16 protein-coding genes are annotated in these 20,925 nt (G+C 31.5%); 5 read left to right on the top strand and 11 right to left on the bottom strand.

Features of this window, described 5'->3' with window-relative positions; all coding sequences use genetic code 11:
• Positions 1-266 precede the first annotated feature (266 nt).
• The 7 genes from CJ739_RS18165 to CJ739_RS18195 all read right to left on the bottom strand — a co-directional run bounded on the left by CJ739_RS18165 (position 267) and on the right by CJ739_RS18195 (position 8,110).
• Positions 267-995, bottom strand: a complete 729-nt coding sequence (locus CJ739_RS18165) for a hypothetical protein (protein ID WP_117177894.1) — start codon at positions 993-995, stop codon at positions 267-269.
• Positions 996-1,184: 189 nt separating this feature from the next.
• Entirely contained in the window at positions 1,185-1,532 is a 348-nt protein-coding gene (locus CJ739_RS18170) for a hypothetical protein (protein WP_117177896.1), read from the bottom strand.
• A 16-nt stretch (positions 1,533-1,548) separates the two neighbouring features.
• A complete protein-coding gene (locus tag CJ739_RS18175; protein ID WP_117177898.1) occupies positions 1,549-2,064 on the bottom strand; it encodes a hypothetical protein in 516 nt (171 codons plus the stop codon).
• 558 nt (positions 2,065-2,622) lie between these two features.
• Positions 2,623-3,324, bottom strand: a complete 702-nt coding sequence (locus tag CJ739_RS18180; RefSeq protein ID WP_117177900.1) for an HNH endonuclease — start codon at positions 3,322-3,324, stop codon at positions 2,623-2,625.
• A gap of 628 nt (positions 3,325-3,952) precedes the next feature.
• On the bottom strand, positions 3,953-4,576 hold the full coding sequence (locus CJ739_RS18185) for a hypothetical protein (RefSeq protein ID WP_117177902.1): 624 nt from the start codon (positions 4,574-4,576) through the stop codon (positions 3,953-3,955).
• Between the two features lie 222 nt (positions 4,577-4,798).
• Positions 4,799-7,741 (bottom strand): type I restriction endonuclease, encoded by a 2,943-nt coding sequence (locus CJ739_RS18190; protein WP_117177904.1) that lies wholly within the window; start codon positions 7,739-7,741, stop codon positions 4,799-4,801.
• A 132-nt stretch (positions 7,742-7,873) separates the two neighbouring features.
• Entirely contained in the window at positions 7,874-8,110 is a 237-nt protein-coding gene (locus CJ739_RS18195) for a helix-turn-helix domain-containing protein (protein ID WP_117177906.1), read from the bottom strand.
• A gap of 645 nt (positions 8,111-8,755) precedes the next feature.
• On the opposite strand from CJ739_RS18195, the gene CJ739_RS18200 reads away from it, so the two are divergent.
• From CJ739_RS18200 to CJ739_RS18210, 3 genes are read left to right on the top strand one after another with little or no spacing between them, the layout of a single operon-like run.
• The gene (locus CJ739_RS18200; protein ID WP_117177908.1) at positions 8,756-11,752 is read left to right on the top strand and encodes a SusC/RagA family TonB-linked outer membrane protein; all 2,997 of its coding nucleotides are present in this window, start codon (positions 8,756-8,758) and stop codon (positions 11,750-11,752) included.
• Between the two features lie 41 nt (positions 11,753-11,793).
• A complete protein-coding gene (locus tag CJ739_RS18205) occupies positions 11,794-13,176 on the top strand; it encodes a RagB/SusD family nutrient uptake outer membrane protein (protein WP_117177910.1) in 1,383 nt (460 codons plus the stop codon).
• 1 nt (position 13,177) lies between these two features.
• On the top strand, positions 13,178-15,679 hold the full coding sequence (locus CJ739_RS18210; RefSeq protein WP_162880262.1) for an alpha/beta hydrolase family protein: 2,502 nt from the start codon (positions 13,178-13,180) through the stop codon (positions 15,677-15,679).
• 52 nt (positions 15,680-15,731) lie between these two features.
• On the opposite strand, the gene CJ739_RS18215 is transcribed toward CJ739_RS18210, so the two are convergent.
• The 4 genes from CJ739_RS18215 to CJ739_RS18230 all read right to left on the bottom strand — a co-directional run bounded on the left by CJ739_RS18215 (position 15,732) and on the right by CJ739_RS18230 (position 19,164).
• Entirely contained in the window at positions 15,732-16,004 is a 273-nt protein-coding gene (locus CJ739_RS18215; RefSeq protein ID WP_117177914.1) for a hypothetical protein, read from the bottom strand.
• 79 nt (positions 16,005-16,083) lie between these two features.
• Positions 16,084-17,559, bottom strand: coding sequence for a MauE/DoxX family redox-associated membrane protein (locus CJ739_RS18220; RefSeq protein WP_117177916.1), 1,476 nt, complete (start codon positions 17,557-17,559; stop codon positions 16,084-16,086).
• 282 nt (positions 17,560-17,841) lie between these two features.
• The gene (locus tag CJ739_RS18225; RefSeq protein WP_117177918.1) at positions 17,842-18,762 is read right to left on the bottom strand and encodes a helix-turn-helix domain-containing protein; all 921 of its coding nucleotides are present in this window, start codon (positions 18,760-18,762) and stop codon (positions 17,842-17,844) included.
• 18 nt (positions 18,763-18,780) lie between these two features.
• A complete protein-coding gene (locus CJ739_RS18230; RefSeq protein ID WP_117177920.1) occupies positions 18,781-19,164 on the bottom strand; it encodes a DUF7793 family protein in 384 nt (127 codons plus the stop codon).
• Between the two features lie 284 nt (positions 19,165-19,448).
• Here CJ739_RS18230 and CJ739_RS18235 point away from each other — a divergent pair, with 284 nt between their 5' ends.
• Together CJ739_RS18235 and CJ739_RS18240 are read left to right on the top strand one after the other, a co-directional pair.
• Entirely contained in the window at positions 19,449-20,285 is an 837-nt protein-coding gene (locus tag CJ739_RS18235; protein ID WP_335645411.1) for an RteC domain-containing protein, read from the top strand.
• Between the two features lie 284 nt (positions 20,286-20,569).
• Entirely contained in the window at positions 20,570-20,860 is a 291-nt protein-coding gene (locus tag CJ739_RS18240) for a helix-turn-helix domain-containing protein (RefSeq protein ID WP_117177924.1), read from the top strand.
• The last annotated feature ends 65 nt before the right edge of the window (positions 20,861-20,925 follow it).

The following is a 20,925-nucleotide window of genomic DNA, read 5'->3' on the forward strand; positions in this document are numbered from 1 at the left end:
CAAACCTTCGCATATACCTCCAAATAATCTAGATTGGCGAAGGTTTGTTTCGCTTTATTATTATTATCAAATATATTTATTTTTTCTTACAAATCATCAAACAAGCCTTCTATTAATTACAACTTTTCATACTAAAACAACGATCTATACAGCTGTTCTACAACAAATTCCTAACAGCAACCCACAAATAGAGATGCCAAAGCATCTCTATTTCTTCCTATTCTTCCAACTATCATTCCGCCATTTATATTTATTCTTAATTTTTGTTAATTAAAGATTTCTAAAAACTCCTGACATTTATTTTTTATTTCTTCTATTTTCATTTTGTCTTTGTCGCTTTCTTTTAATACCCAATATTTGTTTTCATTCCATTCAAATGCTCTATTGTCGCCTGAACCATTTTGCGTAATAAAACCCCAAAACCATAAGTCATCCCAAACTTCAATTTGTTGTCCTTTATATTTTGTTTCTAATGTTTTGTTTATTTTGTTAAAATCCCATTTTATCGAATTATCTAACTTTTTGAAAATTGCAATTATTACGGCATCAACGGGAAGATAAAAACTATCATTTTCATCAATTAATTTAGGAACATCATTCCAAATTTTTAAATTCTCTGAATACTTTCCGTTATGTAAGTGGAATATACTTTTAGAAATTAATGCAGACGTTTTTGGTCCCCATCCTTTTTGATTTAGCATTCCTTTATAAACGCTTTCAAAATTACTTTTTCCATTTGGATTAATTTTCTCGATGAATTCTTGAAAAGACTTCAAAGAATTATCTTCAGTAATTATTGATCTATAAAATTCAGAAAGTTTGTCAATTTTGGGTTGGCTTTGAGTGTTTGCAATGTGGTATAATAAAGAAATTATTTTTTCTTTTTCATTCTTATACGGTAAAATAATTGAGCGATAATATTTTTCTTGTAAAGCTTTGTTATATTTTCTATTATTAGAAATGAATTTAAAAAGTTTTTCTATTTTATCTGTCATTCAACTATTTTCTAAAGGTTTTATTTAGTTCGGTTTTTCTTAAATGTTTTACAACGTTCTGGTACTACAGCGTGTTTCGGATTAAATTAAGCCCATTATTCGGATTTGCCAAATCTTCCCAAATACAAAACCATTTTTCCATTAAGCCTATTGCCCAAATCTGTTGTAGTACCTGTTAGCGGTAGTTGCTTAATCTGATCCTTCACAAATTATTTTGCCTGTTTCAATTAAAATTTTTGCAAAACTATGTTTTCCGTAAACTATTTTTAGATGCTCTTTTTCGATTCGAATCTCTCTTATTTCAGATTTTCCAACCGATGGTTTTCCACAAGTTTTCATAACAGTTGCATTCCATTTTGCTTTTTTATTTTGAAAGGCAAGTATTGTTTGAGTTTTTTTTTCAAAATAGAAAGTTATATGTCCACTATATTCTAAACCTTCCACTTTGGTAAAACCTTTTGGAATAGTTTCTTTGCTTTGTCCATAAGATATCTGAAATGTCAGAAATACAAAAAATGTATATTTTAGAATTTCCATATGTCTGAAGTTATTATTAATCTTTAAATCCTTTTAGCAAATTTGATTCCCAAACTTTTATTTCTTTTTTACTGTGATTTTCCCCAATAGCTGTTATATCGTGTAAAAACTCTTTTTTTCTTCCATTAACAGAAACGAACTCAAACATTATGAATACTTTTTTATTGCACTCGTTTAATTTTCCATAGACGTTTGAATTAATGCATATATTAATAGGTGCTATTTCACCAACTTTTATAACTTTTGGGTAATCAGTGGATTCAATATCATGCCCACCATATGATTCTGAAGCCATTCCTTTATCTGAATTACCAGTTAACAAATGAATTGAATTTAAAAGTAATTCTTGATTGCCGGGATTACTGATTACATAACAATATTTTCTATCAAATTGTCCGTCATTATTTTGAATCCAGACTAACCTGAAATTAGCTTTTGTTTGTTTCCAAAAAAACTGATAATATGAAGTTATTAAAGAAACTAGAATAGCAATTCCAGAAAAAGTCAATGTTATAATTTCGTTTTGAGACATTTTAATTCTTTTGATGATAGTGTTCGGGATAATTACCGCTAACTTGCATATAGACGAAACAAACCTTCGCATATACATCCAAATATATCTAGATTGGAGAAGGTTTGTCTCGCTTTACTATTGTTATCAAATATATTTATTTTTTCTTACAAATCATCAAACAAGCCTTCTATTAATTACATCTTCTCATACTAATATAACGACCTATACATCTGTTCTACAACAAATTCCTAACAGCAAACCACAAAAAAAGATGCCTTAGCATCTCTATTTCTTCCTATTCTTCCAACTATCATTCCGCCATTTATATTTTTTCTTATAAACATAGTCTCGTATAAACAATCCAATTACACTAGCTACGACTAAACCTGTTTCTCATACATTCCATCCCTCAAAAAGTATGATAGTATCATACAGTAAAGTAGTATCGTTTTGCAGATACTCGAAGGTGGCTATGTAGAAGCACTTCACTGTCAACCAAGCAGAAACTTTGATAGAAGCACAAAGCTTGATTTAACCACTGAAGCGCCACTTTTGGGTAGGTGGTTGTGTGAGGTTTTATTCCTTCTTCTTTTGTTTAATCCCCTCTAAAAACTCTTTTTTTGCAGCAATTACAATTGAGCATAAGTTCTTATGATAAACAAATACTCCGATAATACAAAGTGCATTTTCTATATCATCACTATCGACAACATATTCTGTTTCAGTAGGGTTCATCGTTTTTATATTATACATAAAAATGTCTTCGTGACCTGAAACTAAAAAATTATTGCCCTCGATTACATAATCATAAAATAATTTACCAATTCCCATAAGTTTTTCATCTTCTTCATCACCTTCTGCAATTATTTCGACTTCAAAATCTTTTGGCAATGGTCTTTTATATTTGTCATAAAATACACCTTTGAAATTTTTTATATGCAATTGTTTAAATTCATTATAACTAAAATCAACTGCTAAAACTTTACCTTCTGAAAAAAACAATCTATCTGCCCAATTTTTTCGACGCATAATTGATTTTACAGACTTTCTTGTCAATTCAATTTGATTATCATCATTATTATTCATTATTCCAATTGCATCTCTAATTTCCTGATCAATTTGAGAATATTTATTATTACACTCGAAACAAGCTGGCACAACTAATCTGTTTACTTTATATTCATTACCATAACCTACAAATAAATTTTGTGCAGGTATGTGTTCTCGTGTTATTTTTTCTTCAGGGAATTCATTTCCACAATTATAGCATATTTGCATATTTCATTTTTTTTTGATTCGTTTTTCAAAAATCTCACACAACTAGTATATAGGTCTCATAAAAGCAGACCTATCACTCCAATTGCAGATGGATAGATCCTATAGTAGTCAAACTTTATTGCTTATCAAATATATTTATTTTTTCTTACAAATCATTAAACAAGTCTTCTATTAATTGCAACTTTTCATACTACTACAACGACCTATACAGCTATTCTACAACAAATTCCTAACAGCAACCCACAAAAAAAGATGCCTTAGCATCTCTATTTCTTCCTATTCTTCCAACTATCATTTCGCCATTTATATTTATTCTTATAAACATAGTCTCGGATAAATAATCCAATTATACTACATACAACTAAACCTATTATCTCATACCATTCCATCTCTCAAAGATAAAACAGTAAGAGTACTACTATTTAATACTAAGCACCAATACTCCCGAATTGACAACTTGTAATCCCAAATAGACAAGTATAAAAAAGAGGACATCAAATCCTCTTAGAATCTTCATCATAATTTTATGATAACATCATAAGACCGAATTAGAACTATTCCTTTCTGCCGCGATTGAGTTGTTGGTGCTTCTCCCACAACGAATCACTTAGCTGTTAGCAGTAGTAACCTATCCTATCAACGCAATCATATCATTTTCATAGTTTGCATAATCTTTCCATTCTAATAAGTCAACAATTTTTTTAGCTCTATTCAAAAAATAATCAGTTGTCAAATCATATTCATCTCCAAAATCAGTTGTCAAATTAATAAAGCAATTTTTTACAGGATTTCCTGGATTTCCCTCCTCACAATGTAGAGCTTGGTTTCTAGATTGCCAAATTATGTTTTTTAAAGTCTCGGAACCTAAATTTCGTCCAATTGGGCAATTAATTAAATTGGTATGTTCTGTGGAAATTCCTTGCTTAGCAATTTGCAGTAAACTCATAGCTAATGAGTTTATGGAATTTTTTTTAGCGTCAATAGATTTTTCTATTTCATCTAATTCCAATTTTCTGCTTTTTAAGTTATTTTCTTCACTGAATTTAGCCATTTTGATGAATTTAGATTGTACTTGCAAATCATCATAGTCATCACTTTTTTCAGCACTAGAAAAATCCCATTGTAAGTGATCGAAATGTCTTTTTAAATAATCAAATTTTTCTGTTAATTCGGTCAGATGTGATTCTTCTTGATAAATTATATTAATTAAACTTTGTGAAGCAAATTCTGTGTCTTTGATATATTGATTCATTTTAAGTGAAAGTTTGTGATTATTATTGCTAATAATCAGCCGAAGTGTTAAATGGTTTTCTTAGTCATAATATAAAAATCCTATTGCACGTTTTGTGACTCCTAAGGATATACTGATGTTTTTTTATTTAAGGTTTTAGTTTTTGTATCATTCAATTTATAATTCGTAAGGATGTTAAATTAGTATGGTGTTTATCATATTTAGGCAATATTTAATTTAAAATTAATCCTCATTTTCTTTAAATAGTTCCCTCATATCGTTTTCAAGAAGTTTATAAACCCAATTTCTAATAACGCAGTACTCATCAACTTTTTCTGTGTTTATTCGATCAACAGTTTTTATAGGATAACGATGGTTGTCACGAATACGCAAAATAAAGTCTAACGAAAAGCTTCTCAAGCTTTTTAGCCCAATACTTTTAAAAGCTTCGTCAGATTCATTACTATCCTTAAAATTAATTTCAAATTTACCATTAGGGGACGGACGATATCCAAAACTTCCCCATTTGAGAATATCGTCATCTTTCATATAAAAGAAATATTCATGAGGAATTGTTGTGTAAAAATCGAATTCGTCTTTATAAGTGGGGAAACAATACTCGACAAAGTCTTTGTAAGCCAGTTCTAAATGCCTAAAAAACTCTGAAACATACTGTTTTGCCTGAACTTCACTAAACTGAGCTATCCTAACATAATTCCAATTGTCTTTTCTGTTTTGCTCATAGAACTCTTTAGCTCGATCGATTGATACATCTGGTAGCGGTAAATAATGTTCAAGAATTTGATTATAGCCTTTTTCAAGCAATACTTGTGTAACTTTAAATAATTCTTCAAAAGGAACAACATCCCCACTTCCTGTAATTTTTGGGATATCAACATTCTCTAGCAATGCTTTTTCAATTGTTTCCTCCATTACTGCACGATTCAAATTTTTGTATTTGTAAAATTCGGTCAGTCGAAATCTATTTATCCGATGCTGTAGGTCTTTCAAATCTATTGGATAAATCTCTTTGAATCTTGGCATATAAAACTCTTCAATTTTATTCTCAAAATATAACCTTTTATAATAGCAGTAAAGAATTACTGCAACTTCTTCCATCAATAGAACGTCAGAATTGTAAGCGGTAAGTCTACCTTTTTCAAGTATTTTCTTCAGTTGTTCGAATATATTCTTCTTAACAATTCTGTTTTGGTCTTTGACAAGTAATGATGTATTACTACCATGTACAGTTTTGATTCCTTTTTCCCACCAAAAATCGTAGCCACTGTTTGAAAAATCGTCTAAATTTGAGTAAGCAATCTTTTGAGTTGAATTCGGAGCCATACGAAAGAGTGCATAACCATCATTTTTGATTAAATCATTTGGTAACATTATTCCAATATCGCCATGTGTGTTAGGGTCAAACTTATCTTTAAAATTTTTAAAATTTTCATCCAGATAGGAATTATGGCTTATCACGTATTCCAATGATTTATCTTGTTTAAATTTTACTAAGGCTCTTAGATGAGAAGAGCTTGCGTTTTCGATATAAAAATCCAAAGCACTTTTACCAATATGGTTTTGATAGAAATCGAATAGTGTATTATAGAATTCGTCATCAGATAGTTTATCCAATTTATACGAATAAAAACAAATTATATAATCACGAATTTTTGAATAGTAGAACGAAACGTTATATGAATCTTCCTTATTAGACTTGATAAGAATGTTTCTGCTAAATAAATCTTCAGGAATATTGTCATCAAGTGAGAAATCTAATTTTTCAAGAAGATGGTTCACATCTAAACCTTCGTCCTTATATGCTGCCCACGAATCGTATTTATAGTTAAGAATTATTTTTCCAATAGCTGAAAGTGTTCTCAAGCCAGAGATGTAACCAATATTTGTTTCATTTAGTGATCGGTTTAAATATTTGTTTATTAGGTCTTTATCACTAATTTTTTCAGGTATATTTTTATTGCAATATACCTCACTAAAAATTTTCAAAAAAAATCCGTTTTTTAATTCCTTAAGCAAAGAATTTGAGATAACTCCTTTAAAGCCAAATGCTTTTTGATATAGTGGAATTATCTCTGTTAGTTCTTTAGCTGAAAAATCCTTTAGTTGAAAACCTGGACTATTATCCAAATCACTTATTTTATTATGGTATTTATTTAACTCTTCATAAAGATAAGTTGGCTTATTTTTTATTTTTAAAATATCGTTCCAAATATTTGATTTGCAGCTAATAATAATTTTTATTTTATCAAGATTTTTAGCAATCAAAGCAATTTCACTTAGTTCCACTGCAATATCAGGATTTGTACTTTCATCTATTGCATCAATAAATACGAGAACATTTTTGTTAGCAAATCTTCCAATTTCATCCAGTTTTTTAAGGACTACATCAGATTCACTTCTATTGGAAAAAGTAATATTTAAATCTTGTGAAATGCATTCCAAAGGGGATTTTATAATTGCAGCATTATAGAATAAAACAAACTTATCTTCTAAGTTTCGAAGAGCTAATGAACAAATAGTATTCGTTTTGCCAACCCCAGCATTACCCACTAACCCAAATATTGATTCAGGAGAATATAAAAAGTTTCCAAATGTAATTTGTAACTCCTCGCGCTGAACGTAAAGTTCTTTGACAAATTTAGAATAGGGGCTATTTATATCACCAATGATTGAACCCATTCTATCATAGACTTGGAATTCGCAAAAGGTTTTTAAATTTTCGGTTGATAACGAAATAAAATTCTTTAGGGCTTCATATCTAATCCTAAGATCTTCATCTGTAGATAAATTATAACCATTTGTCAAAAAAACAGACTGACCAGAGATGTTTCCAGTTAATTCTTTTCTAGTAATCGAATCAAAAATCCTAGTTGTTTTTCCATTGCTAACTATTGTAAATGGCGCTATATCATCTAGTAATAATCTAGCATATGAAATTCCTTGATCTATATCATTCTGGGTAATTTCAATTGAATCATTTTTTAGTTCAATTACAAATAGATTTTTATCATTTTTTTTACAAAGTATATCTGCTCTTCCTGTAACATGCTTTTTCTTTCCAAGTCGTATGCTAAAAGCATGCTCTAAAAATATCTCTGAAACATCAAATCCTAAATCCTGTAAGTATGGTAATAATAGCTTACCTCTAATATCTTCTTCATTCATAAATACTGTTTAACAAGAAAAACTTCTTTTATAGTTACTGGATTATTAACTATATCAAAGATATTTAATTTTGAATAAAAGCAAGTTTTAAAATTGGGATAAAAAAAGATGCCTAAGCATCTTTCATTTTCTTTATAATGGTTTATCTGGCCAAAAATCCTTTGGAGAACAGCCTAATATTTTAGCAATATCATTTAAATGTTTGATATTGTACTTAGCTTTTTTTGAAGGTGCTTCTATGTCTGAGATAAAGGTTGTACTCTTCCCCAAAGCTAAAGACAAAGAAACTTGAGTAAATCCATTCTTTTCTCTTAGTTCTTTGATTCTTTTTATAATAAATCTTTCTATTTCATCTAATGACTCATGCATAACACAAAATGAAACTAAAAAAGAATAAAAAACTAAGGACTATAGTCCTGATTGTAAAATAATTTATTATATTAGCACCGAAATAATTAAATTTGCGATTCTTCAAAAATATTGAAGCATTCGCTTTGAATCTCGTTATCAAAAACTGGTAATTTTTAGCACGCGAGATGATAAGTATGATGCTCACGTCTCTCTCTTTGGGCGTGGGCTCTCTTATTCGTGTGCGGGTATACCAGTGCCTTGGTAGCGTTTAAGTTGAGTTCCACGCTTTTTTTATGCATTCCTGCGAAAGCGGGAACCTCATCCAAAAAATTCAGGAACTCCTTAAAAGGATAGTCATCATTGGACAATACCTCAGCTTCTTAGCACTGCTTTTTTTTCAGAACGTTTCGCATAAGGATCTTATCATTTTATTTTTTAGTTAGTCGGAAATATGTCGCTCAACCTTGGCTGCAACAAGCACGAGCGGCATATTTTCCTTAACCTTTAAAACCAATGCCTATGCAATAAAAAAAACATTGTTCGACTCTCGACTTTTCAACTTTCGACTTTCGACTCAAATAAAAAGCCCTCTAGCCTGAGATCAAACATTCTAGAGAGCAAGTACTAACAAAACCAAAGTTTCATTAAAACCAATTCAAAAGTATGAATAAAAATCAACTTTTCAAGATTTGGGCAGCCACACTTTTGCCCAAACTAGTCGTAATCCTCTCCCTGTTTGCCCTAACAACCAACCATGCCCAAACTACTACCATAAAAGGAAACGTAACAGATACTAGTGGCAGTTTACCAGGTGTCAACGTAATAATAAAAGGAGGAGTAAAAGGTACACTATCCGATTACAACGGTGAGTATCAAATAACAGCAAGAACCACAGATACACTAGTGTTTTCATATATGGGCTACAAAACAAAGGAAGTACCCATTGCCAGTCGTTCAGTAATAAACGTAGACTTGCAAGAAGACACCACACAACTCAAAGAAATAGTCCTCAATGCAGGGTATTATTCCGTCAAAGACAAGGAACGCACGGAAAGTATTTCCCGCATCACAGCAAAAGATATCGAAACCCAACCAGTAACCAACGTACTCGCTACTATGCAAGGACGTATGGCAGGGGTTAATATAACGCAATCAACTGGTCTTCCTGGTGGTGGTTTTGCTATTCAGATAAGGGGTTTAAATTCTATTCGAGGAACAGGAAATGATCCGCTATATATTGTTAATGGAGTTCCTTTTGCTTCGCAAGCAATGGGAAATGCCGAATTGAATAATGGCGTTTTGCAAAACCAAGCAAATCCATTAAACAGTATAAACCCTGCTGATATTGAAAGCATTGAAATATTAAAAGATGCAGATGCAACAGCTATCTATGGTTCAAGGGGAGCCAATGGAGTCGTCTTGATAACTACAAAAAAGGGAAAAGCAGGAAAATCACGTTTTGATGTCTATGCCTCTAGTAGTTTGGGTAAAACGACCAACCACATGAAGTTATTAAATACAGAACAGTATCTAAAAATGCGTCAAGAGGCATTTTCAAACGATGGTATAACTGAATATCCGTTCACAGACTATGATGTGAATGGAACTTGGAATCAGCAAAGGTACACAGATTGGCAAAAAGCCCTGATTGGAAATGATGCGATGGTTAATTCACTTCAATTGTCACTATCAGGTGGAAGTCAGGAAACGCAATACATCCTTTCAGGCACACTACGAAATGAAACTACCGTATTTCCTGGAGATGCAAAATATAAGAGAGCTGCTATTCATTCAACCGTTTCACATCAATCAAAAGATGAAAAATTAAATGTTCGCTTTTCAATGGACTATTCAAATGATAAAAATAACTTACCGGGAGCTGATTTAACGCGTCAGGCTTACACATTAGCGCCTAATGCTCCGGCACTTTTCAATGCTGACGGAAGTCTAAATTGGGAAGAAGGAACTTTTGAAAACCCATTGTCTTATTTAATAGGTACTTATCAAACAGATACTCAAAATCTAATTTCCAATACGTTTATATCGTATAAGCTTGGGTATGGTTTAGATTTTAAATCAAGCTTTGGATTTACAGACACGCGTTTATCAGAAATCCGTATAAGACCAAGCACAATGTACAATCCAGTTTATGAAGTCACAAGTGCCGATTCTCAATTTATAGTAAATGATGGCAAAAGAAAATCTTGGATTTTTGAACCTCAAATAAGCTGGTCTGGAAGCTGGAATAAGGCAACATGCAATGTACTTCTAGGAACAACATTTCAAAATTTAAAACAGGAATCTCTAGCAGTAGACGGCTACGGTTTTCCTAATAATGCAGTCATCAAAAATCTTTTGGCAGCTACATATCTAACTATTTTAGACAATAGTAGTTCTGAATATCGTTATAATGCAGCTTTTGGTAGGTTTAATTTAAATTGGGATGGTAAATATATTGTAAACCTTACAGCTAGAAGAGATGGTTCTAGCAGATTCGGAAACAATAAGAGATTTGCCAACTTTGGTGCAATAGGTGCAGCTTGGATTTTCTCTCAAGAAAAGTTCTTAGAAAATAATGAAGTGATAAGCTTTGGAAAAATCCGAGGTAGTTTCGGAACTACTGGAAACGACCAGATAGGTGATTACCAATTTCTTGACACGTATTCAGTTACTTCTAATATTTATGATGGCATTACGGGTATGGCACCATCAAGGCTATTCAATCCCAATTTTGGATGGGAAACAAATAAAAAAATAGAAGCAGCTTTAGAACTTGGATTTTTCGAAGATAGAGTATTCTTAACATCAGCCTACTTTCGAAATGTTTCGGGAAATCAATTAGTAGGAGTGCCTTTACCGGGCACAACTGGTTTTACAACTATTCAGGCAAATCTTGAGGCTACAGTTGAAAATAAAGGATTTGAATTTGATTTTCGTTCAGTTAACATAAAATCCAAAAACTTTAATTGGACAACCTCATTAAATATTTCTCTCCTAAGAAACAAATTATTGAAATTTCCGGGTCTCGAAGGGTCAACCTACCGAAACAATTTTGTCATTGGAGAATCATTAAATATTGGCAAAATGTATCAATTAACAGGGATTGACTCAGAAACCGGACTTTATACATTTTATGATTTCAATGACGATGGAGCAATAACATCCAACGAAGATAGACAGATAATTTTTGATAAAACACCCAAATATTTTGGTGGACTATCTAACAATTTGAGCTATAAAAATTGGTCACTTGATTTCTTATTTCAATTTGTAAAACAAAAAGGGCAAGATGTTTTGGCAACATTTCCTATTACAGGTGCTTTTTCAAATCAACCCACTAGTGTATTAAATAGTTTTCCTCAAAATGGGGCTACTATTCAACAATATACAAGTGGCAATAACCCTCAAGCAATTAATGCTTTTAGCAATTTTACGCGTAGTGATGCTATGATAACAGATGCGTCTTTTATCAGATTAAAAACAATAGCTCTAACATATCGACTTCCATCGGTTATAAAAGGAGGTTCAGCAAACATCTACTTCCAAGGTCAGAACTTAATAACGTTTACAAAATACAAAGGACCAGATCCAGAGAATCAATCAGGTGTGTCTCTACCTCCTTTACGTCAATTAACGCTTGGAATGCAACTTTCTTTTTAAAGGATTGCTTCTAAATTATAATCAACCTAATCCATTAAATTATGAATAATATCAATACACAAATTAAATACTGGATAATTACTGCAGCCTTTATATGTTTGATAGCTTGTGACTCTTTTACAGAAGTGGATGCTCCAAATAATCAAATCGTATCCTCTCAAGTATTTACAAATAAATCAGGAGCAGAATCGGCCTTAGCAGATATATATGCTCGCATACGTGAAGAAGGTGTCGTGACGGGAAATCCTATCGGAGGTACCGTCATAATGGCTAACTACAGTGACGATTTAATATTTTTCGGTTCAAACACTACACTGCAACAGTTTTCAAACCACACATTAATTCCTTCCAACACGTACATAAATACTATTTGGCGAACAACTTATTCTCATATTTACGCAATCAATGCTTTTAAGGAAGGGGTTGTAAATTCAGTAAATATAACAGAGGAAGATAAAAGTAGATTTTTAGGCGAAGCACTATTTCTCAGAGCCTTTCTGCATTTCTACCTTGTTAATAGTTACGGACAAATTCCCTACATTACTTCTACTGATTATATAATAAATAAGAACATTTCAAAAAAGTCAGAGACTGAAATTCACAGCCTCATCCTTCAGGACTTAACAGAAGCCAAAGAGCTTATTCCTGATAATTACCCTACATCAGAGCGAGTAAGACCCAATAAATCAGTAGTTAATTCTTTGTTGGCTAGAGTGTATTTATACAATCAAGATTGGCAGAATGCACAAGATTATGCATCAGCTGTTATAGAAAATCAGCTTTATAGTTGGCAAGAAGATATTGACCAAGAATTTTTAAGAAATAATCCGTCAATAATTTGGTCTTTACATCCTGGAATAGCAGGATTAAACACAAGAGATGCACGTAGTTTTGTTTTTGCATCTGGTCCTCCTTCTCGATCTACATTAGCACCTGATTTATATACTGCATTTGAACCAAATGATTTACGCAGAACATCATGGATTAAGGAGATTCAAGGTTCAGGAGAAACATGGTATCATGCCAATAAATATAAAAAAATAACCAATACCGGAATATCCGAAGAATATACAATTCTTTTCAGGCTTGCTGAAATGCATTTAATCCGAGCAGAATGCAAAGCTATGGTGAATGACTTGGAAGGAGCTAAAGAAGATATAAACAAAATCCGAAATCGAGCAGGATTAACAGATACGAATGAAATTTCTCAACAAGATTTGTTACAAGCAATTCTCAATGAGAGAAGATTAGAGTTTTTTACGGAACAGAGTCATCGCTTTTTCGACTTAAAAAGAACTGGTAAAGCAAATGAAATTCTTTCAATCGTAAAACCAAATTGGAGACCTACAAATGTTGTTTTTCCCCTGCCGGAAAATGAATTGTTACTGAATGAAAATCTACTTCCTCAAAACCTTGGATATTAATATGAACAAGATTTTTATATTATTAGGACTGCTCTTAGCAGTCCTAATTAGTAACGCCCAATCAAAAGGAAAAATTCCTGCCCAAGATTTTCATTTGTGGGTAAAATTAAATGATGAAAAATTAGCATCAAACGGAAAATGGATGTCGTTTAGGATTTCTAATAGTACAGGAAAAGACACTTTATTGCTATTAAATACAACGAATAATCAATTACATAAAATACCAAATGGCAAGAATGGAAACTTTTCACTCGATGCTAATTGGTTTACTTACAATAGCAACGATGAATTAATTGTAATAGACTTAAACAATAATAGCAAACGAAGCTTCAACAACATCAAAAAAACTGCATTTTGCGAAAAAAGTGAAAGAGTAGCTTTGCTTACTAAAGATTCTATTTTACATCTGCATGCCAAAAATCAAACGAATCCAAAAGTATTTCTGAATATTCTTGATGTAGCTTTCAACAATAAGGGTGATTTGGCTTTGTCTTCATCAAAAGGTATCGAGCTACTTAAAAAGGCAGAAACTAATCCAATATTTTTGACAAAAAGTGAAAAAGCTACTAAGCTGCGTTGGGATTATTCAAATCAAAATTTATTTTATTTTGAAAAAACGAAAAAACAAAAAAGCACTTTAGTTTCATTCAATGTAAATACAAAAAAGAGTGAAAAAATAAGGGAAAATATACTCGATTCATTAGAAATTGAAATGTTATCAAGTAGACCTGTTTTAACCGCCACAGAAGTAAACAGGAGTTTTGTTTTTGCAAAATCAAAAGCAAACTTACAGCCAACCGATGATTCATTAGTTGAGGTATGGGAATCTTTAAGTCCTTTACAATACCAATCCCAAAAAGAATTGGAAACTAGTTCTGGTAATCCCAAAATGTATACTTGGGACCTAAAAAATAATGTATTGAAAAAAATGGTATCAGATTCACTTTTAAGGACTTTCATACTGCCAAATAGAAAGTATGTTTTAGCATATAACCCAATTGTTAGAGGACAATTACAATATGCAAATCCAGTGGTTGATTATTACCTATATGATATTAAAAAAGAGAGTTATGAATTATTTCTAAAGTCACAATCTACAGCCGTTGGAAAACTGATGCCATCACCCAATAGTAGATATATTGGTTATTTCAATCATCTAGGTTGGAATCAGTATGATTTCGATTCAAAAAAACACAATCTTATCCTTAATGAAAAATTCATTGTAGATAATACATATCCTGAAAATGAAAATCTAAGTTGCTACGGTTGGACTAATGATAGTAAGTATTGTGTTTTAAATATAAGTTCCAATTTTTGGTTGATAAGTCATGATGGTAAAGAAAAAATCAAAATAACAAATACAAACAAAACGCTTATTAACTTTAGATTAGTAAATGAAATGCACAAAAATAAAAAGCAATTTCTAAATGAAGAAATAGCCTATAAATCCATTGATCACAATAAAGGCATTTATTTAACGGCTTACAATCTGGATAAAACCATGTCGTTATACAAATGGACTAAAAAGAAAGAGCTTCAATTAATATACAAAAGCAATGGAAAGATGGCGATATGTTCAACAGATGAACAAAACAAAAATATATTGATTAAAGAAGAAACAGAACAAAAACCTCCAGTATTGATTCAACTGAATACAGAAACAAAAAAAATCAAAATTTTATATAAATCAAATTTACAGTATACAAAGTACGATACTCCAAAAGTTGAATTACTCTCGTATAAGGGCACAAATGGAAAATCATTAAATGCACTTTTACATTATCCTATGAGGTATGATAACACTAAGAAATACCCAATGATTGTTTACATATACGAAACATTGTCTCAGAATAGGTATGAATACAATTTCCCCACGAATTACCATGCCACTGGTTTCCCATTGGCAAATTATACTAATGATGAATATTTTGTATTGCAACCCGACATTAAATATAACATTGGAGATCCTGGAGAATCAATTTTAAATTGTGTAATGAAAAGTGTTGAAAGCGCTTTAGAAACTGCCAATATTGATTTTAAAAGAGTGGGGATTATTGGCCATTCTTATGGTGGTCATGAAACATCTTTGCTAATCACTAAAACTCCATTTTTCGCAGCTGCTGTGGCTGGTGCAGCCTCAACCAATATGATTAGCGATTACCTTAGCTTAAATGAGGTAACAAACGAAGTGAAATTTTGGAAGTTTGAAATGCATCAATACAGGATGGGGTCAAATCCTTTTAATAATTTGGAATCCTATATTAATAACTCACCTGTAATGAATGCTCAAAAAATCACTACACCCTTACTAAGTTGGTCAGGTAAAGAAGATGGTACAGTGGATTTTCGTCAAAGTGTTGAACTTCATTTGGCTCTCAAAAGATTAGAGAAAAAAAACACACTCCTTGTTTACCCTAATGAAGGCCATATTCTGTCCAATCCAAAGGCTCAGTATGATTTGACACAAAAAATTAAATCATGGTTTGACTATTATCTCAAATAAATTAAAATACCAAAGCCAAAACCAATAAAGATTTGGCTTTGGTATAAACAAATTATTGTTCAATCTCCCACAACAAAGTAGGACATGAAGTGCCACTTGCGTTCATTCTTCTTAGTTGAACTGAACCAAAGTAACATGGTTTCCCATTATTGGTGTCTTGACAATCAATAAACTTGTTTTCACAATTTCCCGGAGACACCTGAAGGTGTCCCTGATAAACAGTCAAAGCACTTTCATCAGCAGCTGGTTTGAAAGCAAAAGCACTGAAAATAGCGAAACCGAATGCAACCAACATAACTGTTGGTTTTAAAAACAACTTTTTCATAATTAAAAATTTAAATTAATGATCTACTCTGTTACAGGTTTTCGATCTTCCCCCGATACTGCAGTATATTTTAATTGATTTAATAAAAATCTTTTTTAAATCTGTAGGTTCTAATATAATTACCGCTTAGTGTATAAATTAAATCTTCCGATACCATAAAATCCTTTAATTTACTTTGGTACTTATTATCAATATAAAAGCTAAATTGATAGGTGTTTTCCATAAAATCATAAACATCTATAATTGAATTATGTTCCCAATTCTCTTTAGGTTCATATCGGCCGAGTAGCCCAGCATGTATATAAAGATAATTACCATAGGTTGCAGTCCTTTTGTTTACAGTAACTACGGGTTCACTCAGTTTTGAACCTTGTTTGGATTTAATAAATTTTACTTTGATTTTTGCTTTATTTGTGGTGTCTATGGTCTTACCATATTTATGTTCTTGTAAAAGTGTATCACAAACGGCATATTGGTTTCTGTAATAATAAGTATATAGTATTTTATGATTTTGCTTATTGAAAAGATGGGTGCCATCTGTATCAAATAAACCATCAACCTGTTTGATAAGTATAGCTGGGTTTAATGCAACTTTTACAGAGTCAGCTACTACTAAGGTGCCAAGCACACTTTGATTAGTGTCACTACTGATAGCTCTAATGGAAACCCTATTTTTACTAATAGGAACAAAAGAAGTAAAATAGGCTTCACGGTCTATATAAAGTGAAGCTTTCCAATCGTCAGTACTTCCTCTGTAAACAAAAGCTTCTGTTCCATCCCATACATAAAAGTAAGGAGAATCAATAGTTAAAGTCAGGCTTTTATATGTAAGCGCTGTTTGTGGTAATTTTATATAATGTTGTCTTTTATAACTTAGCGAAGAGTCTATTTCAGTTACAGTTAATGGTGCTGTATGATTGCCTAAATACACTTTATCACTTCCATAACCCGCTATATAATAAGAGTTAAATTTTAAATCCATCTCACTAACGTATTGTATAGGATAATGTGGAAAACTTCTTGTGAAATTATTCCGTTCTTGCTTCATCCATTCAGAGGTATGAAACAATGCATAAACTAACGATAAGCTAAGTAGAAATAGGAAGATAAGTTTAATATTAGTACGTTTTATAATCTCATTATTCTCTAAATAAAGAGCAACAGTACCCAAAAACACAAATAACAAATTAAAATAAAGATGTTCTTTCCAATTTAACTGTTCAAGTATTCCACCGCATGAACAGGGTACATTTGGACTAAAATTAATCATTATAAAAATATAAGCCGAAAAAGTACTCATTAAGAAGGTGCTCAAATATAAACTCATCCTTCTTGTTTTAGGAAAGACCAAAAAAAAGGCAAGTAGTAACTCTAGGATAGGAATAAAAAACGAAATGAAACCTGCAAATGAACTTATTAAAGGTGATTGCCCTAACTGAACCTGAAAGTTTTCAAAGTCTAGCAATTTACTTACCGAGGCATATACAAAGAGTAAAATATAAAGGAAACAAATAGCCTCTAAAAAGAAACGCTGTATTTTAATTGAAATTCGCATTACTCAATAGTTTTAATTTTATAGAGTAAAATTCACAATTAATAATTTAAAACACTTGTGTTATCGGGAGATTTGCTTATCAAAAAAGGATTAAATAACTGATAACTAATCATTTGTAGTATAAGGATCTGTAAGGAAATAAAGTGCACAAATTTGAGGCAATTATTTTATTCTTTTTCAAGGCAAAATTTTCAAGCATAGCCTTAGCTACGGTTCAAAATTTTAACGAAGAAAAAGGATAAAAGAAACAGTCAAAATGGGTAGTTTATTTCCTTACAGATCCTAAGTGTCTTTCTTAGAAATGCGGGCAACCTCATTCGGAGAAATCTCAAATTGCTTTTTAAACGATTTGGAAAAATTGGGATAGTCTGTAAAACCATTCATCGTAGCAATATTTTTTAATGGTATGGTAGTTTGCTGAATCATTAGAAAAGCTCTTTTCAATCGTTCAATAGTGTAAAATTTATAAATACTGGTTTTAAAGAAATGTCTGAAACCATCTTTCAATTTATATTCATTGGTGCCAAAATACTTTGACAACTCTTTTAAAGAAGGCAATGGCTCTTCCAAATGGGCAAGGATGTAATCATATACCTTTTGTATCAATTGAGCATCCGATTTTCTTGAATTAGGATGCTTTTCTATTTCTTCAGTATTATTTAACTCTAGCGAAACATTTGCATTTTGCGGAACTGATACTACAAAACTCAAAATAATTTCATCTCGATTAAATAAGGTTGTAATGGAACAATCAGCAGAAATAATTAATTGCTCTTTCGTCAAAAAGTGCAAAGGAATCATCGTTTGATTGGAAAGGTCATCTTGAAATGCTTCTTTCACAAAATTTAGTTTTTGAAAGGAGTCAGTAGTTATAAAAGCTTCAATAGATTGTCCAATTAACTCAAAACTCTCATAACCTAGAATGGTAAGTACAGTTGGATTAAAACTTTTTACGACAAACAAATGATCCAATACCAAATTAGTTTGAGTAATAAATCGATAGGTACTGTGAGGATTTACATAGCCAGCATGAAAAATGGATTCTTTCATTTCTTCAGCAACCATGTTGATTAAAACAACTAAAGTCTCCAACTCATCATCATAAGAACTCAAAGGAATACGATTACTGAAATTCCCTCTTGCCATTTCAAACAACATTTGATGTATGGCAACAATGCGTTCTTGATTATGATGTTTATCCATATAATAAATTGTATTCGGTTATAGATATTCCTTTAAATAATTAATAGCATCTTCTTTGTTTATAAAAAGTTGAGTGGGCACAGTAGGTTTACTAATTTGCAAATAAAAATTACTAATAGTAATGGAAACCTTTTGATGTACTATCAAGCCTACTGCTTTGGTCAATAATGAACCCGATTGAGCTAAATAATCTCTACCAGACTTATCTGTATCAATGATTCCTCGTATGTCACAAACTATTGGATAAGATTTTTCATTTTGAAATTGAATACGGTCAGCAACAACTCGCTTGGCAACATGCAAATCAAGAATGATGTCAGGTTTATATTCAAAAAAGAGAATGCCATTTTCGACCCAAAATAAGGCGTGCTCATTCTCATAAGCGTCATGAGCTGCAATCATGTTTTTATGAAGTGTTTGTTAGAATTTAACAAAAATAGAAACAATTTTAATTTTTTCGTTTGTCAATTTGGGATAATTTGATGAAAAATAAAGAATTTCTTGTCAATTCGGGAATTTAGTATGTCAGAAACGGAGTATTGAATAATGTAATACAAAACATATAAAATTTTATAATGAAATTTAAAAACTAAAATCGAATAATAGCTATTTAGACAGATGATCAAATAACCAGACCAACAAAAAATGGCAAAAATCAAACACAACCTATTTATAACTAATTTTTTATGATGTTTAAAAAGACAGTTGAATCATTTAATACAAATTGCAACGAAATTTTAGAATCAAATGATACAATGCTAAACAAAGCCAGTAAAGGAATTATATTGTGTAATCAAACATTATCCAGTTTAAAAGAAATTGTGGACAAACGTGATTTCAATACGGTTCCTGAAGAAATTGATTTCTTTAAAAACAATAAGCCCATTCCGATGAGTTTATTAATTTTCTTTACCGAAGTAAGATCTTGTGAATTGAGAATGCCAAAAGCTGGAACAACCTACAAAGTGCAATTTTTACAAAAAGAGCTTCGCAAAATTAATAAGTTCTTTTATAAGAATGCCGATTTTGTACACTACATGGAGCAGGGATATAGTTATTTAGACCATCAGTTTTTTACCCGAAACCACAGGAATAATTTTCCATACACACCAATGACCGATTATTATCAGTTTCCTGAATTTTCAACGTCACAAGACATGCTTTGGGCAAAAGTAAAGGCAATGTATCGGTTTATACATTACATACGACAGGCCTTAAAACGCTTAAAAGTTGATGATGCGGATATTTTTGAAGAAAAAAAACATAAGGTAATCGTCTGGACTGGTCCTAAAACTGCATTAACCGAATTAATTTATGCGTTATTCTCTAATGGAGCAATCAATCATGGAGCAGCCGACATCAATTTGATTACAGCATCATTTGAAGATTTTTTCAATATCAAATTGGATAACATCTACAAAACATATTCCGAAATCAAGGCTCGTAAAAGTAGTAAGACCAAATTCTTGGAAGAACTAACTCTTAATTTACAACAAAAAATAGCTAGAGAGGATATGAATTAAACACGTAACTACGAAAACACAAAGCAGTAAACACCTCATTTTATTAGGGTTTACTGCTTTTTTTTATTAATAATATCCTTGAGAATAGCGAATCACTTCATTTCTATTCTAAAATGAAAATCAAATCCTATCAAATCAAAATAATGGAGTCAGCAACTACGGGACTTGTTCATATTCTAATGTTAAATTTTATCGGTACTACGAAACGCATTGGGATAAAATGAAATAAAATAGAAGGTATTTTGTAATCATAAAACAAATGATAACAATTAAAATCAAATCGTATGACACTAGCAATCCTAACAAAAGAAGATCTCCAACAATTCAAAACTGAACTCTTAACAGAAATCAAGAAAATTATAAAATCTGAAGATAATGCCATTTCAAAAAAATGGCTTAAATCAAAAGAAGTCGTCAAACTATTAAACATCTCCTCTGGAACCCTACAAAACTTACGCATCAACGGAACCCTAACCTACACTAAAGTCGGTGGCACGCTCTACTACGACAACGCAGATATAGAAAAACTACTAAACACCAACAAAACAAACGCAATACCAACGCTTTTCAAGTAACCACTACTTTGTCAACCTGAACTAAAATCCAGAGCTTGACGAAGGACAGGTTCTTGTCTTAATAC

It is taken from the genome of Mariniflexile sp. TRM1-10, from assembly GCF_003425985.1.
Lineage (GTDB): Bacteria > Bacteroidota > Bacteroidia > Flavobacteriales > Flavobacteriaceae > Mariniflexile.